The sequence below is a fragment of the Ferruginibacter profundus genome, from assembly GCF_054783275.1.
In genome coordinates this window covers 628,521-643,994 of the sequence record NZ_BAAGQW010000003.1, presented here as the reverse complement: position 1 = coordinate 643,994, position 15,474 = coordinate 628,521, and the positions used below count along the sequence as shown (strand labels likewise).

Below are 15,474 nucleotides of genomic sequence, written 5' to 3'. Positions count from 1 at the left end.
ATTTTGGATTATCATTCGGTCATCGGTTTCATGCCACAGTTTTCTTTGATCTTGCTGTCAATTACACTTGCAGCAAATGCTGTGCTTATCTTCCTGGTGTTTATATTACTGATCATTTCTTTTTTACTGGCCGGTTCGGAAGTGGCTTTTTTTTCGCTTACCTTCAAAGACATTAACATTCTTAAAACAAAGCAGCAACCGGCGTATCGCCGTATTGTTAATTTGCTGGAGCAACCTAAAACATTGCTGGCATCAATGCTTATCACCAACAGCTTTGTTAACATCGGTATCATTTTAATCTTCAATATTTTAATTGATGGCTGGATCGGCGGATTGCATTTTAGTTTTCTTTCTGCATTTTTAATTAAAGTGGTGGCCGTAACAATTTTACTGGTATTGGTGGCAGAAGTACTGCCAAAAGTATGGGCTACACATCATAAAATATGGTTTGCTGCAACAGCTTCATTAATAGTTGAAATTTTCAACAGTGTTTTTTATCGATTTGCCAAACGTATGGTAAGATGGAGTGATGGTATTGAGAAGAAATTTTCTTCGGATAATACTGCCGCCATGGACAGCAGCCACCTGGACTATGCGATTGACCTGTTGCCCGAACACGAAGCCACGGTAGAGGAAAAACAGATCTTAAAGGGAATCAGGAAATTTGGTGATACCACGGTTAAGCAAATAATGCGTACAAGGCTTGATGTTAGTGGTATTGATGTAAACAGTAATTTTGAAGCTGCAATAAAAAAAGTAGAAGAACTGCACTACTCCCGCTTACCGGTTTATAAAAATAATTTGGATGAAGTGGTAGGTATGTTGCATACCAAAGACCTGTTGCCGCATTTAAGCGAACCTGGCAATTACGACTGGCATCAATTAATGCGTCAACCTTTTTTTGTACACGAACAAAAATTAATTGAAGACCTGTTGCAGGAATTCCGTAACAGGCGCAATCATTTTGCTGTGGTGGTGGATGAATTTGGTGGTACTTCCGGTATTGTAACACTGGAAGATATTATGGAAGAAATTATAGGCGATATTAAAGATGAATTTGATGATGAAGAAAGCGGGAATAAAAAAATTGATGATTTCACTTATATTTTTGAAGGTAAAACAATGATCAACGATGTTTGTAAAGCATTGAGCATTCCTGTTGATACTTTTGAAAATGTAAGAGGCGATAGTGATTCTCTGGCAGGATTGGTTTTAGAAATTGCAGGTGAATTCCCGCAAATAAATGAAGAAGTGGTAAGCGGTGATTTTACGTTCATACCGCTGGAGATCAATAAAAACAGGATAGATAAAGTGAAATTGCTTATCAGACAACCAGAAAAAAACTAATGCGGAAATATTCAATGTTCAATATTCAATATTCAATACTCAAGTTAAAAAGTGCCTTTTACCTGCTGGTTGTTGCTTGTTACCTGCTACTTGCATCTTGTAACTCTACCTATACCTCAAAGAAAAAAGGCTATTTTAAAGTAGATTTCCCCGAAAGAAAATATATCACTTTTCAACAGGAAGGATTTCCCTACACATTTGAATATCCTGCTTATGCTGCTATCATTAAAGACAGTACTTATTTCGATAGCAATCCCGAAAATCCTTACTGGATCAATATTGATTTTCCCCAATTTGGCGGAAGGATCTTTTTAAGTTATAAAATAGTGGGTGGAAAAGCCATTTACAAATTAAAGCAGGCCAACGGATCGTACAGGGATTCGATTGGTATCAACAAGTTCGACAATATGGTAAATGATGCCTTCAATCTTACCAATAAAAACCAGGCCATTACCAATTCTATCAAAGACAGCATGATGCATACACCCAATGGTGTAACAGGCGTTTTTTTTAAAGTGGGAGGTAATGCAGCAACGGCCAAACAGTTTTTTTTAAGTGATACTACCCGGCATTTTTTACGTGGTGCGTTATATTTTGACGTAACGCCCAATGCCGATTCATTAAGGCCTGTGCAGGACTTTCTGCAAAAAGATATTGAACATATGATCAATTCTTTCCGGTGGGTCGATAAAAATGCCAATTCAGAAAAATTACCCTCTCCTGTTTTTAACAACAGCAAACCGGAAATGAAAAAGAGCAGTTAAAAGCAGTTTGTTTTAGCTTATTTAACTTTAACGGATACGGCCTCCTTTATCTACATTTTATTACCCTCTTTGTTTTACCTTTGCCACCATGATTGCAATAGATAATATATTAGTAAGTGACCAGGTTGTAAAAGAGCAATTTGTATGCGACCTCAGTAAATGTAAAGGTGCCTGCTGCGTAGACGGAGACGCCGGCGCACCACTGGAAAAAGCCGAACTGGAAAATATCAATGAAGTATTTGATGCGGTACTGCCGTATTTAAATGAAGAAAGCAAAAAGGAAATTGAACGCCAGGGACGCTATGTGTACGACAGGGAATACGGATGGGTTACGCCAACTATTAACAGTAAAGTATGTGTATATGGCATTAAGGATAAGCAAGGTGTTGTAAAATGCGGTATTGAACAGGCTTATCTTGATGGAAAAGTGCAATGGAAAAAACCTATCAGCTGCCATTTATTCCCGGTAATTACAAAAGAAAGTAAACGCAGCGAAAATATTTACGTTAACTACGAACCCAGGGAAGATAATTGTAAAGCCGCCTGCAGCCTCGGTAAAAAATTAAAAGTGCCGGTATATGTTTTTTTAAAAGAATCATTGGTACGCAAATTTGGCCAGGAATTTTATGATGCCCTTGATGCTACCGCAAAACATTTAAATACAACCCCAAAACCCTAAAGGGCTTAAAATGCATATCTTTTTATGAAGAACTTATTCCGGTTAACCAACCTTTTCTCTGCCGCCATTCTTATAACTTTATTTACATCCTGCTCTGTTAACAAAGCAAAAGTTGATAACAGCCTGAAAAAATATTTTGATGATAATAAAGTAGATGGTTGTTTTACTTTATTGAATAATGTGGATGGAAAAATAACAGTGTATAATATGGCATTGGATACACAGCGTTTTACACCGGCCTCAACATTTAAAATCGTAAACTCCTTAATTGGTTTGCAAACAGGTGTAATTACCAATGATACCATGATGATAAAATGGGATGGAAAAGTGAGGGTATTTCCCGGTGGCGATACAGCAAAGGACTGGAATAAAGATATGGGTATGGCAGAGGCTTTTAAGGTAAGCTGTGTGCCTTATTACCAGGAAGTGGCAAGAAGAATCGGAAAGGATACCATGCAGGCCTGGATTGATAGTGTGGGCTATGGCAATAAAAATATAAGTGGCCCTGTAGATTCTTTCTGGCTGAATAATACATTGAAAATTTCACCCGACGAACAATTAGGTTTAATGAAGCGTTTGTACTTTGAATTATTGCCTTTTAGAAAAAGTGTGCATGAACAGGTAAAGGAAGTAATGCTGCAGGAAGATAATACGGCATACAAATTGAGTTATAAAACCGGCTGGGGATTTGATGAACAAAAAAATAATATCGGCTGGCAGGTGGGTTGGATTGAAGAGAACAGGCATGTATACTTTTTTGTAACCTTTGTAAAAGCAGGCCCGGGTAATGTTGATATGCGTACTATACGAAAAAATATTACCACAGGGATATTGAAACAACTAGGTTTTTTTGAGGGAAAGAAATAAGGATATGATGCCGGTGTGCGCCGACTATGAATTTACTATTTAACAATTTGTATAAACACACATTTGCTAATTTGCACACCTCATGTTAAAATTTCAGCATAACGAATATTTACTGGCTTTAGCAGCAATACCCATTCTGGCTTTGCTCTATTTTCTTGTGCTGCAATGGAAAAAGAAAACCATCAAAAAAATTGGCGATGAAAGATTAGTGAAAGAGATGATCAGGAATTATTCTCCGCAACGCTTTGCTATAAAATTTATTTTGATTGTTACCGCTTTTGCATCGGGTGCTTTTGCATTGGCTAACCTGCGCTCTCCCAAAGGATCAGAAAAAGTAAGCCGCAATGGTATTGATGTAATGATAGCACTGGATGTAAGTAAAAGCATGCTGGCACAGGATGTAAAACCAACCAGGTTAGACAGGGCCAAACAGGCATTGGGTAAACTGATTGATAAACTGAGTAACGACAGGATCGGTATTGTTGTTTTTGCAGGAAAAGCCTATTTGCAAATGCCGCTTACAGGAGATCACGGCGCTGCTAAAATGTATCTCTCTTCAGCTACTCCAGATGTTGTGCCTACCCAGGGCACTGTAATTGCCGATGCATTAAAAATGTGTTACAGTTCTTTTAATACCAAAGAAAAAAAATACAAATCAGTTATTCTGATCAGTGATGGGGAAGACCATGATGAAGAGGCAGCGAAAGTGGCAACACAAATTGCCAGCGAAGGGGTGATCATTAATACGATTGGTATCGGCTCGCCGGAAGGTGCAACTATTATTGATGCAGCCACCAATGAAGCTAAAAAAGATAATGAAGGGAATACTGTAATCACAAAACTGAATGAAGCGGAATTAAAGACGATTGCAGAAAAGGGCAATGGAATTTACCAGTTGTACAGTAATACAGATGAAGTGGTGGCAAAACTGGATGCACAATTAAGTAATATGGATCAGAGAACGGTTACTGAAGATTCACTCATTAATTACAAAAGTTTTTTTCAATATTTTTTATTGTTGTCTCTTGTGCTATTAGTTATCGAAATGTTCATCTCTGAAAGAGTGCATGACAAAATAAAGAAAAAGTTGCCGGTAAAACTGGCTGCTTTATTGCCTGTTGCTTTTTTTCTATTGCCTGCAGCAGCATCTGCACAAAATGAAAAGGCGATTATAAAAAAAGGTAACGAATCGTACAAAAAAAATGAGTTTGATAAGGCCGCTGAGCAATACCAGAAAGTAACCACCAAAACTCCGGCTAACGCCACAGCGCAATATAATTTAGGCAATGCATTATATAAAAATAGTAAAACGGATGAAGCAGTAAGTGCTTATGATAATGCTGCCACCAATTTGTCTGATAAAGCAGAAAAGTCAAAAGCGCTTTACAATAAAGGGGTAGTGTTGCAGAATAATAAAAAATTACCGGAATGTGTTACAGCTTATAAAGAGGCGTTGAAATTAAATCCCCAGGATGATGATGCCCGGCAGAATTTACAAAAAGCCTTACAACAGATAAAGCAGCAGCAACAGCAGAAAGATAATAAAGACCAGAAGAAGCCAAAAGATGATCAAAAGAAAAAGGAAGACCAGAAGAAGAAAGAGGATGAAAAAAAACAGCCACAACCCCAGCAACCTAAAATAACCAAAAAGGACGCCGAGGAAAAATTAAAAGCGCTATTGCAGCAGGAAAAAAACCTGCAGGATAAATTACAGAAAGTAAATGCCGCTTCTCCCAATAAGCCGGAGAAAGACTGGTAGTAGCAAGGTCTGACGCCCCGTCTGACCTTGTATTACCCAAACGCATGATCAGGCGAGAACCTCAGATCATGCATAAACAAACCCACCATTTTATTGTTATTTTTGTACCATGCAATTCTACACCGAATCACTCACATCCTACAAACGACTTAAAACAAGGGAAGTTAAAGTGGGTAATCTTTTGTTGGGTAATAATCACCCTATACGCATTCAAACCATGACCACTACTGATACCATGGACACCATGGCTACGGTGGAGCAATCAATACGTTGTATTGAAGCCGGGGCGGAATTGGTGCGTATAACAGCGCCCTCTAAAAAAGAAGCAGAGAACTTACAACAGATAAAAGACGAATTAAGAAAGCGGGGATACAATACGCCATTGGTAGCAGATATTCACTTTACACCCAATGCCGCAGAAATTGCCGCTACGATTGTAGAAAAAGTAAGGGTAAACCCAGGTAATTATGTAGACAAGAAAAAATTTGAACAAATCGAATATACCGATGCAGAATACGCAGAAGAAATTGAAAGGATAAGGGAGCGTTTTACACCTCTCGTCTTAATTTGTAAAGCACATGGTACTGCTATGCGTATTGGTACCAATCATGGCAGTTTAAGCGACAGGATCATGAGCCGCTATGGTGATACAGCTGTTGGCATGGTGGAAAGTGCTATGGAATTTTTGCGTATTGCAAGAAGCGAAGATTACCACCAGATCATTTTAAGTATGAAGAGCAGTAATCCTCAGGTGATGGTACAGGCATACCGCTTATTGATCACTCACATGATGGAAGAGTTTGGCGAATGCTATCCCCTGCATTTGGGTGTTACTGAAGCCGGTGATGGAGAAGATGGAAGAATTAAATCTGCTATTGGTATTGGTACATTACTGGAAGATGGTATTGGAGATACAATACGAGTATCGTTAACAGAAGATCCTGAATTAGAGATACCGGTTTGTAAAGATATAGTGAGTCGTTACCAGGGTAATGTACAAACCAATACCAACGAACCAGCCATCAATAAATTACAATACTCTCCGTTTGAATATAAAAGAAGAGAAACGACTGAAGTATCTAATATTGGCAAAAAGCATGTGCCGGTTGTAATTGCCGATTATATGCTTACTGAAACAATTGCTCATCATGACTTGCAGGCGATTGGGTATACTTACAATGAAGCAACGGATAAATGGAGCATCGGGGATGCAGCAGCTGATTTTATTTATACGTCCAATAAACTTATCAATTTTGCTTTACCGGGAACTTTAAAAGTGTTGTGCGATTACAAAACCTGGTTAACAGCAGCGGATAAACAAAAATATTTTCCGGTGTTCGGGGAAGAAGAATTTACAGGCACTGCAGAAAAATCAGCGATAATAAATTGTATTGCAGTAGATACAGCCAGGGGAAATGAAGGATTAATTGAAAAAATTAAATCTGATAACACTGTTGTACTGTGTTTATATTCTTCTGCAAAAAACAGTATGCAATCAGTAAGAGCATTTGTAAACTCTTTGATGGAACAACAAATTAAAACACCGGTAATTTTATCTGTCGAAAGTCATCATACATCTATAGATGAACAGCTGATACATTTTGCAACAGAAAGCGGCGCATTATTTTTAGATGGGATGGGCGATGGTATCTGGCTGATGAATGACCCTGCAAAACTGGTGAATCAAAAAGTAACCGGCCGAACTTATTTAGAAACAAAAAGTAACCACCAGTTCATTAACAATACTTCGTTCTCTATTCTGCAGGCTGTACGTACAAGAATTTCTAAAACGGAATACATCAGTTGCCCGAGTTGCGGCAGAACATTATTTGATCTGCAAGAGACCACAGCAAAGATCCGTGCTGTTACCAATCATTTAAAAGGGGTGAAGATTGCCATTATGGGATGCATAGTAAATGGTCCCGGCGAAATGGCCGATGCAGATTTTGGATATGTAGGCAGCGGCGTTGGAAAAATAACTTTGTACAAAGGCAAAGAAGTAGTAAAAAGAAATATTGATAGTGCAATTGCAGTAGATGAACTGATCAATTTATTAAAAGAGAACGAAGCATGGGTAACCCCGGTTTCTTAAAAATAAGAAGGAGGTATACCATAAACCCTCACAACAAAATATTATGCAAACAGATTTTTTGGTAATTGGCAGCGGCATTGCAGGATTGACCTATGCTTTAAAGGTTGCGCAGGAATGCCCGGATAAGAAAGTAACCATTCTTACCAAAACACAGAGTGATGAAACTAACACCAAGTATGCGCAAGGTGGTATTGCCGGTGTAATGGATTTTAATAAAGATAGTTTTGATAAACATATTGAAGATACACTGATTGCAGGCGATGGTTTATGTAACCGGCATGTTGTAGAGATTGTGGTTAAAGAAGGCGTTGAAAGAATCCAGGAATTGATAGGATGGGGAGCACAATTTGATAAAGAACCTGATGGCGATTTTAAGCTGGGCAAAGAAGGGGGGCATAGTGAATTCAGGATTTTACATCATAAAGATGTAACAGGTAAAGAGATGGAAAGGGCTTTGCTGGAAGCAATAAAAAGAAAACCGAACATCGAACTCATCAGTCATTGCTTTGTGCTGGATATTATTACACAACATCACCTTGGTTACCTCATTACAAAATCTACTCCGGATATTGAATGTTATGGTGTATATGTGCTGAACCTGGCTACTAATAAAATTCAGAAAATTCTTTCTAAAATTACCTTGCTTGCTACCGGCGGTAACGGACAGGTATACAGAACGACTACCAATCCTTCAATTGCAACAGGTGATGGTGTGGCAATGGTGTACAGGGCAAAAGGAAGAATTGAAAATATGGAGTTCATTCAATTTCACCCGACAGCATTGTATGAGCCGGGTGTTCGTGGACAAAGTTTTTTAATTACAGAGGCTGTAAGGGGTGATGGCGGCATTTTGCGCAACCATAACGGCGAGGCTTTTATGGAACGCTATGATGAAAGGAAAGACCTGGCACCACGTGATATTGTTGCCCGTGCGATAGATAACGAAATGAAAGTGGCTGGTACCGAAAATGTTTTTTTAGATTGCCGCCATTTCTCTAAAGAAAAATTTGTAGAGCACTTCCCCAATATTTACGAAAAATGTTTGAGTATAGGAATAGATATCACTAAACATTTAATTCCTGTTGCACCTGCAGCACATTACAGTTGCGGCGGTATTAAAACGGATGAGTGGGGTAGAACATCGATCAATAATTTATATGCTGCCGGAGAATGTGCCAGCACCGGATTACATGGTGCTAATCGTTTAGCAAGCAATTCTCTTTTAGAAGCCATGGTATTTGCCCACCGTGCCTATCTTGATGCTGTAAAAAATATTAATGCTGTAAAGTACAATCAAAGCTTACCCGATTGGAAAGTTGATGGCACTTCATCACCTAAAGAAATGATCCTGATTACGCAGAGCGTAAAAGAATTAAAATTACTGATGAGTGACTATGTAGGTATTGTTAGAAATAATGAACGTTTGCAAAGAGCCATGAAACGTCTGGACCTTTTATTTGCTGAAACTGAAGACCTTTATAAAAAAACTATTGTATCGCCACAGCTATGTGAATTAAGAAATATGATCACTGTAGCTTTTTTAATTGTAAAAAGTGCAGAGTTCAGGCACGAGAGCAGGGGCTTGCATTTTAATACTGACTATCCCGGTAAAACTGAAATGATTCAGAACATTGTTTTATAACTGCTGTAATTTTCGGATGCTTGCTTTGTACTTAAAACTTTGCACTTAAAATGTACTATTTAGTTTACCCGTTCATGTACCTGATCTCATTGCTGCCTTTTTCCATTCTGTATGGCATAAGTGATTTCTTTGCATACCTGTTAAACCATGTTATTAAATACAGGAAGGACATTGTGCTCAATAATCTTAAAATTGCTTTTCCGGAAAAAACGGAAGCAGAAAGAATACTAATCGCTGCACAGTTTTATCAGTACTTCGCCGATTCATTTATTGAAACTGTAAAATTTTTATCGATCTCTAAAAAGCAAATGCTGAAAAGAACGAGCGGTACGTATGATGTTATCAATACATTATTGAGTGAAGGAAAAAATATCAACCTGCTTTGCGGCCACCAGTTTAACTGGGAGTATGCCAATCTTTTATATTCGTCCGAATTAAAAGTGCCCTTTGTAACAGTATACCTGCCGGTAAAAAATAAAGTGTTCAATAAAATAATGTTTAAAATCCGGACCCGGTTCAATGCTATACTCGTTAGTCCGGCTGAATTTGGCAGCAGGATGCATCATGTGTTTAACAGTCAGCATGCATTGGTGTTGGCGGCAGATCAATCCCCGGCAACACCTAAATCGGGCTATTGGATAAACTTCTTCAACAGGCCTACTTCATTTTTAATCGGGCCCGAAAAAAGCGCTATCAGAAAAAAAGCTGCTGTGGTTTTTGTGGGTTTTAAAAGAGTGAAAAGAGGATATTATCATTTTGAATCGGTATTGCTTACCGCAGATGCTTCGCAAACAGATAAACGTGGCCAGCTTACCTGCCTGTACAGGGATGCCTTGCAAAAGGCTATTACCGATGATCCTGCTAATTACCTGTGGAGCCATCGCCGCTTTAAATTTGAATGGCAGCAGGAATATGGCAATGTGCTGGGGTGATTTATACCCGGGTTGTTATAGCGGTCAATACTTTTGTTTACTTAAAACTAAACCCTATCTTCACCATTTTACAAACCGCTTGCATCCTAAACGCCGCACATGTATTACATTGTTTATCCCTTATTGTATATAGTTTCTTTACTGCCTTTTTTTATTTTGTATTTGCTCAGTGATGGCATTAGTTTTTTATTGGCCCATGTATTTAAGTACCGCCGGGCTGTAGTATTGAATAATTTAAAAATTGCCTTTCCTGATAAGACAGAAGCAGAACGCAAAGCGATCGCCAAACAATTTTATACCTACTTCACCGATACCTTTATCGAAAGCCTGAAATTTATTTCTATCTCCAAAAAACAGTTATTAAAAAGAAGTACAGGTTCTTTTGACCTGATCAATGAACTGATAGATAAAGGCTACAACATAAACATTATGGCAGGCCACCAGTTTAACTGGGAGTATGCCAATTTGTTATATGCTATCAATTTAAAAATTCCTTTTGTAGGAGTTTACATGCCTATAAAAAATAAAATTTTCGGAAAAATATTTTACGATATCCGTAGCCGTTATGGAACCGTTTTAATAAGTGCCAGCGATTTTAAGAACGAAAGGCATGATGTTTTTAAAAAGCAATACATGCTGGCACTGGCAGCCGATCAAAACCCCGGTAACCCAATGGGGGCTTACTGGCTTAACTTTTTTGGAAGGCCTGTACCCTTTGTAACCGGTCCCGAAAAGGGTGCTGTATTAAATAATGCTGCCGTTGTATACGTTGGTTTTAAAAAAGTAAAAAGAGGCTGCTATAATTTTACCACTACATTACTAACCGAGCAAAGTGCCGGCACAACAACCGGCGAACTTACCTGTTTATACCGCGACGTGTTAGAAAAAACGATACAGGAAGACCCAGCGAATTATTTATGGAGCCACCGCAGATTTAAATTTGAATGGAAAGAAGAGTATAAAAATTTATGGGTAGACGGGAAAGCACCTGCCCCGTTTCTTAATTCAACACACTGGCATCCTTCTCCACAGTAATACCTTTCTCTTCTTTTATTTTGCCCCAGCCGCCCATTACATTTCTAAGGTTGTGCACACCCTGGCGTTTGATTAAAGAAGAAGCGATAACACTTCTGTAACCACCGGCGCAATGAATGTATAAATTCTGGTTGTCTTCAAAATTGGCTATTGTTGCTATATCCGTCATTTCATTTAAAGGAATATTCTGTGCACCTTTTACATGGCCGTCAGCAAATTCAGTTTCTCTTCTTACATCCACCACTACTAAATGCTCATCATGCGGAATATCCATTGCCAGTTCATCTGCTTCTATGTTGATGATCATGTCTACCTTTTCACCCGCTGCCTGCCAGGCGCTAAAGCTGCCTTTTAAGTAGCCCTGCATTTTATCAAACCCAACTCTTGCCAAACGAATTACAGTATCTTCTTCCATGCCCGGTTCAGTAACCAGTATCATGGGTTTATCAAAAGGTAATAAGCTGCCGGCCCATTCTGCAAAGCGGCCTTCCAGGCCAATAAAAATACTGCCGGGTATAAAACCTTCTGTAAAAATATCCGCATGGCGGGTATCTAATACCAACGCATCTTCACTCATTAATTTTTTAAAAGCTGCAATGCTTAATGGGGTAAGGCCTTTTTCTTTTACTGTATCTAAACTATCGTAACCTTTCATATTTATTGCTGCATTTACTGCAAAGTATTTGGGTGCTTCTGTTAATCCTTCTGTTACCGCTTTAATAAATGCCTCTTTGGTTTGTGGTTGTAAAGCGTAATTGTTTTGTTTTTCATCGGCAATGGTACTAAAGGTATTGGGGCCTAAATTTTTTCCGCAGCTGCTGCCAGCGCCATGTGCAGGATAAACAATGATATCATCAGCCAATGGCAAAATTTTATTTTGAATAGTATCGTACATGATACCCGCCAGCTCTTCACTGCTCATATCACCACTGCTTAAATCGGGCCGGCCTACATCGCCTACAAATAAGGTATCGCCGGTAAAGATGGCATGTGGTTTATCATTCTCGTCTCTTAATAAATAGCAGGTGCTTTCAATGGTATGGCCTGGGGTATGTAAAATTTCAAAACTTACTTTGCCCAGTTTAAATATTTCACCGTCTTTACTATTGTAGATTTTAAAATTGGTTTTTGCACCGGGGCCGTAAATAATTGGTGCACCGGTTTGTTTGCTCAGGTCTAAATGCCCGCTTACAAAATCGGCATGAAAATGTGTTTCAAAAATATATTTAATGCCGGCATTTCTTTCTTTAGCTAAAAGGATATACTCTTCTGTATCTCTCAATGGATCTATTATAGCCACTTCTCCCTCGCTTTCAATATAATATGCAGCTTCGCTAAGACAGCCCGTATATAATTGCTTAATAAACATAAAATGTAATTTACACAAAGGTAAAAATAAAAAGCGTCCCGTCATTGACGGGACGCTTTATGATACTTAAAAAATTAACCAACAAGTTGCTTAACGAAAGTATCTATTTCTTCAATCCGTTTAAAATTTACTGCATAGTAAATAAATTTACCATCACGCTGTGTAGAAACAATACCGGCCTTCCTTAGTATAGCCAGGTGTTGTGATGCTACGGATTGCTCCAGGCGCAAACGAACATAAATTTCGGTAACAGTAATCTTTTTTTCTTCTTCAATCAACTTCAGCAATTGCTGGCGAAGTTTGTGGTTTAATGCTCTTAAAACAAGGGCGGCTTTTTTCAGCGCATGATAATCCACATGAATAGAAGACTCGGACGAGGGTTTGGAAGTCGAAATAGCCGACTCCGCTGATTGGGTTGCAACCATCATAAGACTTAAATTTTAATTATGCTTGAACAATATTTGAACGACCAAATATACAAATAATTGTTTATGCAACTATATTTAAAACATATTTTATCTAAAAAAATGCCTTTTACAGTTAATTATAAACTTTTATATTTTATCCTGGAACTCTTTAAGGTAAAAAGGTTCGGCGTAGGCAAGGTTGGCAAATACCTGCTTTTGAAAGCGATTTTCTGACAGCTGCGCTATGGCATTAGTGACGTTTGAAATAACTGCAAATGAAGCGTTTGAGTGCTTGCAGATGGCCTGCCATTTAGCTGCACCCGAGCCAAAAAATACGATTGCATTTTGCTGCAATTGATCACTAAAAGAATCCTCATTCAGCACCATGGCGCAAGGATGTAAAGCAGATGTTAATGTTTGATTATAGAGTGCTGTAAACACCTCCATTCGCCTTGCATCTATCATAGGGCAATACAAAATGCTTGTTGCAACATTGATTTGCTGTATAGCAGCAACAGTTAAAACCTCTAAAGTATTAAGGGCAATTAATGGTTTGTTCAAGGCATAGCATAAACCTTTTGCGGTAGACATGCCTACTCTTAATCCTGTGTACGAACCGGGGCCTGCAGTTACAGCAATTGCATCAACATCATTTAATGTTATGGACGCAGATTGCAGTAATTGCTGTATAGCAACATGTACAAATGAGGCATGGTCTTTTTGCGATGCATTATGCAGTGATTGCAAAACAATACCATCCCTGGCAAAATTTACCTGTGCTGTTTCTGTTGCGGTATCAATATTTAGTATAAGGCCCATCAGTTATTTTGTGTTGCTGCCAGTAATGCAGGCGCTGGTTTATAGCGACTGTCTGACAAACTTAATTTTTGTAAAAGTGTAAAAATATTTTTGACACCAATTTTTTCGGTCCATTCAAATGGCCCGTAGGGATAATTGGTACCCAGCTTCATAGCAATATCAATTTCGGCTTTGGTACTCACATCATCACCCAATGCAAAATACGCTTCGTTAATTATCATGGCAATAATTTTTGCTGCCACAAGCCCGGGTTCGTCTTTAACGGGTATTATTTTTTTATTGATCTTTTCGGCAATGGTTTTAATGTTGTCGTCAACTGTTCCTGCAATTTCCCAAACCGGCCGTTGCAGAAAACCTTGCCAGCCATTTATACGCAGTACATTCGCCGGTGCATTCAATTCCAGTAAAGTAGTAATAACATTGTTGAGGAAAACCGGTGCTGCGATTGCAGTAAAGTCACAGACCATATTTTCCTGCAACATAAAAAAAGCATCGGCATCGGTATATTGATCAAAAGAAAAATTTGCTCCTGCTCTTATCCATTCAACAGCAGTGTTGTTCGCAACCAGGGCGTTCCATTGTTCATCATCTGCTAAGGCTACAAGCTTCATCAATTATTTTTTGCAAAAATAGGTGGTTACAAAAAGATATATTTGCATTTCGACTAAATAAAATCAGCAATGGCAAAAGAAATCATTAATACCGACAATGCACCTGCCCCAATTGGCCCTTACAACCAGGCCGTACTAACAGGTAATTTACTTTTTATATCCGGCCAGGTGGCATTAAAACCCGGTACCGGTGAACTGGCAATGGCCGATATCATCGAGGAGACTCACCAGGTAATGCAAAACCTGAAAGCGATTTTAACTGAGGCCTCAATGGATTTTGGCAATGTGGTAAAAACCACCATCTTTTTAAGCGACATGAATTTGTTTGGACAGGTAAATGAAATTTACGGCAAATATTTCAGTGGCGATTTTCCTGCAAGGGAAACGGTGGCGGTAAAAACACTGCCTAAAAATGTGAATGTAGAGATCAGTATGATTGCGGCGAGGTAGTTGATTTATAAAGGGCAAAGTCATTAGGCTAGGAAAATGTTCAACCTTCAACACTCAATGTGCAATGAAAACGTATTTTTTTAGGATCAACTACTCAACTGAAAAGTCATGGTATTGCTGTATGCATTTCTATTGAACATTGAGTGTTGAACATTTCTTTTAAGCTCCTTAATTTAAATGCCCTTTACAACTCAGGCAAATTATTTATGGTGCATTGTACTACCGGCCTTTCTCCCTTTGGTACCAACACAATAATATTTGTTTTAAGGGTTTCGCCATTGCGGAAAATGTAACCGGCTTTTACTGTTTTGGTAATTTCTTTTCCATTTTCCTGCACTTTTGCGTTGAGGTAAAAATCCCTGGCTTTTACAGAACCGCTCTTGGCTGTTAATCTTTTACCATTGGCATTAGTACAATTAAATGCTGCAATAAGATTGGAGGCTTCAGAAGAAAGCAGGGAAGTTTTTTCGGCATATAATTTTGTGCAACCCGTTTTATTGGTGGCATACAAGGTTATTTCAAAACGGCCGTACTCTTCATCTTTAACACTTTTTGTCTGTTCGTTTTTTATGTAGTAACCATATTCGATGCCATCAACCGTTTCCGGTTTTTTTTCTTCCAGGTCGGCCATTTGAGCAAAGGATTGTATACTGCAAAACAACATGCCGGTTAAAAAAGAAATTTTAGTAAACATAAATGAG

15 protein-coding genes are annotated in these 15,474 nt (G+C 38.5%); 10 read left to right on the top strand and 5 right to left on the bottom strand.

Annotated features, from left to right (window positions below; translation table 11 throughout):
- Positions 1-3 precede the first annotated feature (3 nt).
- The 9 genes from gldE (at position 4) to ACYVM0_RS22455 (ending at position 11,117) form a co-directional block, all read left to right on the top strand.
- Positions 4-1,347, top strand: coding sequence for a gliding motility-associated protein GldE (gene gldE, locus ACYVM0_RS22495; RefSeq protein WP_460560887.1), 1,344 nt, complete (start codon positions 4-6; stop codon positions 1,345-1,347).
- Positions 1,347-2,111, top strand: coding sequence for a gliding motility lipoprotein GldD (gene gldD / locus ACYVM0_RS22490; protein ID WP_460560885.1), 765 nt, complete (start codon positions 1,347-1,349; stop codon positions 2,109-2,111). Before gldE ends, gldD begins: the two co-directional genes overlap by 1 nt.
- Positions 2,112-2,199: 88 nt before the next feature.
- Entirely contained in the window at positions 2,200-2,790 is a 591-nt protein-coding gene (locus tag ACYVM0_RS22485) for a DUF3109 family protein (protein WP_460560883.1), read from the top strand.
- Positions 2,791-2,814: 24 nt separating this feature from the next.
- Positions 2,815-3,657: a class D beta-lactamase gene (gene blaOXA, locus ACYVM0_RS22480; RefSeq protein ID WP_460560881.1), complete on the top strand. Its 843-nt coding sequence runs from the start codon at positions 2,815-2,817 to the stop codon at positions 3,655-3,657.
- 82 nt (positions 3,658-3,739) lie between these two features.
- Entirely contained in the window at positions 3,740-5,416 is a 1,677-nt protein-coding gene (locus ACYVM0_RS22475; protein ID WP_460560879.1) for a vWA domain-containing protein, read from the top strand.
- Positions 5,417-5,525: 109 nt separating this feature from the next.
- Complete coding sequence (gene ispG / locus ACYVM0_RS22470; RefSeq protein WP_460560877.1) at positions 5,526-7,508, top strand: (E)-4-hydroxy-3-methylbut-2-enyl-diphosphate synthase; 1,983 nt, start codon at positions 5,526-5,528, stop codon at positions 7,506-7,508.
- Between the two features lie 43 nt (positions 7,509-7,551).
- A complete protein-coding gene (gene nadB / locus ACYVM0_RS22465; RefSeq protein WP_460560875.1) occupies positions 7,552-9,150 on the top strand; it encodes an L-aspartate oxidase in 1,599 nt (532 codons plus the stop codon).
- Positions 9,151-9,200: 50 nt separating this feature from the next.
- Positions 9,201-10,082, top strand: a complete 882-nt coding sequence (locus tag ACYVM0_RS22460; protein WP_460560873.1) for a lysophospholipid acyltransferase family protein — start codon at positions 9,201-9,203, stop codon at positions 10,080-10,082.
- A gap of 99 nt (positions 10,083-10,181) precedes the next feature.
- Entirely contained in the window at positions 10,182-11,117 is a 936-nt protein-coding gene (locus ACYVM0_RS22455; protein ID WP_460560870.1) for a lysophospholipid acyltransferase family protein, read from the top strand.
- On the opposite strand, the gene ACYVM0_RS22450 is transcribed toward ACYVM0_RS22455, so the two are convergent.
- From ACYVM0_RS22450 to ACYVM0_RS22435, 4 genes are all read right to left on the bottom strand, one after another.
- Positions 11,083-12,486: an MBL fold metallo-hydrolase gene (locus tag ACYVM0_RS22450; protein WP_460560868.1), complete on the bottom strand. Its 1,404-nt coding sequence runs from the start codon at positions 12,484-12,486 to the stop codon at positions 11,083-11,085. The genes ACYVM0_RS22455 and ACYVM0_RS22450 overlap by 35 nt on opposite strands.
- Before the next feature lie 74 nt (positions 12,487-12,560).
- The gene (locus ACYVM0_RS22445) at positions 12,561-12,914 is read right to left on the bottom strand and encodes an ArsR/SmtB family transcription factor (protein WP_430987803.1); all 354 of its coding nucleotides are present in this window, start codon (positions 12,912-12,914) and stop codon (positions 12,561-12,563) included.
- Between the two features lie 126 nt (positions 12,915-13,040).
- Complete coding sequence (tsaB, locus tag ACYVM0_RS22440; RefSeq protein WP_460560866.1) at positions 13,041-13,712, bottom strand: tRNA threonylcarbamoyladenosine biosynthesis protein TsaB; 672 nt, start codon at positions 13,710-13,712, stop codon at positions 13,041-13,043.
- Positions 13,712-14,323, bottom strand: a complete 612-nt coding sequence (locus tag ACYVM0_RS22435) for a 3-hydroxyacyl-CoA dehydrogenase family protein (protein WP_460560864.1) — start codon at positions 14,321-14,323, stop codon at positions 13,712-13,714. Before ACYVM0_RS22435 ends, tsaB begins: the two co-directional genes overlap by 1 nt.
- Before the next feature lie 69 nt (positions 14,324-14,392).
- Here ACYVM0_RS22435 and ACYVM0_RS22430 point away from each other — a divergent pair, with 69 nt between their 5' ends.
- On the top strand, positions 14,393-14,773 hold the full coding sequence (locus ACYVM0_RS22430; protein ID WP_430987800.1) for a RidA family protein: 381 nt from the start codon (positions 14,393-14,395) through the stop codon (positions 14,771-14,773).
- Positions 14,774-14,957: 184 nt separating this feature from the next.
- Here the strand turns inward: ACYVM0_RS22430 and ACYVM0_RS22425 are convergent, their stop codons facing one another.
- Positions 14,958-15,467 carry a hypothetical protein gene (locus tag ACYVM0_RS22425; RefSeq protein WP_460560861.1) on the bottom strand — a complete coding sequence of 170 codons (510 nt, stop codon included), beginning with the start codon at positions 15,465-15,467 and terminating at the stop codon, positions 14,958-14,960.
- Positions 15,468-15,474 lie beyond the last annotated feature (7 nt).

Excerpts from the sequence above, each read along its gene's own strand:
- blaOXA (WP_460560881.1), top strand. The coding sequence starts at position 2,815 with ATGAAGAACTTATTCCGGTTAACCAACCTTTTCTCTGCCGCCATTCTT.
- tsaB (WP_460560866.1), bottom strand. The coding sequence starts at position 13,712 with ATGGGCCTTATACTAAATATTGATACCGCAACAGAAACAGCACAGGTA.
- ACYVM0_RS22485 (WP_460560883.1), top strand. The coding sequence starts at position 2,200 with ATGATTGCAATAGATAATATATTAGTAAGTGACCAGGTTGTAAAAGAG.
- gldD (WP_460560885.1), top strand. The coding sequence starts at position 1,347 with ATGCGGAAATATTCAATGTTCAATATTCAATATTCAATACTCAAGTTA.
- ACYVM0_RS22475 (WP_460560879.1), top strand. The coding sequence starts at position 3,740 with ATGTTAAAATTTCAGCATAACGAATATTTACTGGCTTTAGCAGCAATA.
- nadB (WP_460560875.1), top strand. The coding sequence starts at position 7,552 with ATGCAAACAGATTTTTTGGTAATTGGCAGCGGCATTGCAGGATTGACC.
- ACYVM0_RS22430 (WP_430987800.1), top strand. The coding sequence starts at position 14,393 with ATGGCAAAAGAAATCATTAATACCGACAATGCACCTGCCCCAATTGGC.
- ACYVM0_RS22445 (WP_430987803.1), bottom strand. The coding sequence starts at position 12,914 with ATGATGGTTGCAACCCAATCAGCGGAGTCGGCTATTTCGACTTCCAAA.
- ACYVM0_RS22450 (WP_460560868.1), bottom strand. The coding sequence starts at position 12,486 with ATGTTTATTAAGCAATTATATACGGGCTGTCTTAGCGAAGCTGCATAT.
- ispG (WP_460560877.1), top strand. The coding sequence starts at position 5,526 with ATGCAATTCTACACCGAATCACTCACATCCTACAAACGACTTAAAACA.
- ACYVM0_RS22455 (WP_460560870.1), top strand. The coding sequence starts at position 10,182 with ATGTATTACATTGTTTATCCCTTATTGTATATAGTTTCTTTACTGCCT.
- ACYVM0_RS22460 (WP_460560873.1), top strand. The coding sequence starts at position 9,201 with ATGTACTATTTAGTTTACCCGTTCATGTACCTGATCTCATTGCTGCCT.
- ACYVM0_RS22435 (WP_460560864.1), bottom strand. The coding sequence starts at position 14,323 with ATGAAGCTTGTAGCCTTAGCAGATGATGAACAATGGAACGCCCTGGTT.
- ACYVM0_RS22425 (WP_460560861.1), bottom strand. The coding sequence starts at position 15,467 with ATGTTTACTAAAATTTCTTTTTTAACCGGCATGTTGTTTTGCAGTATA.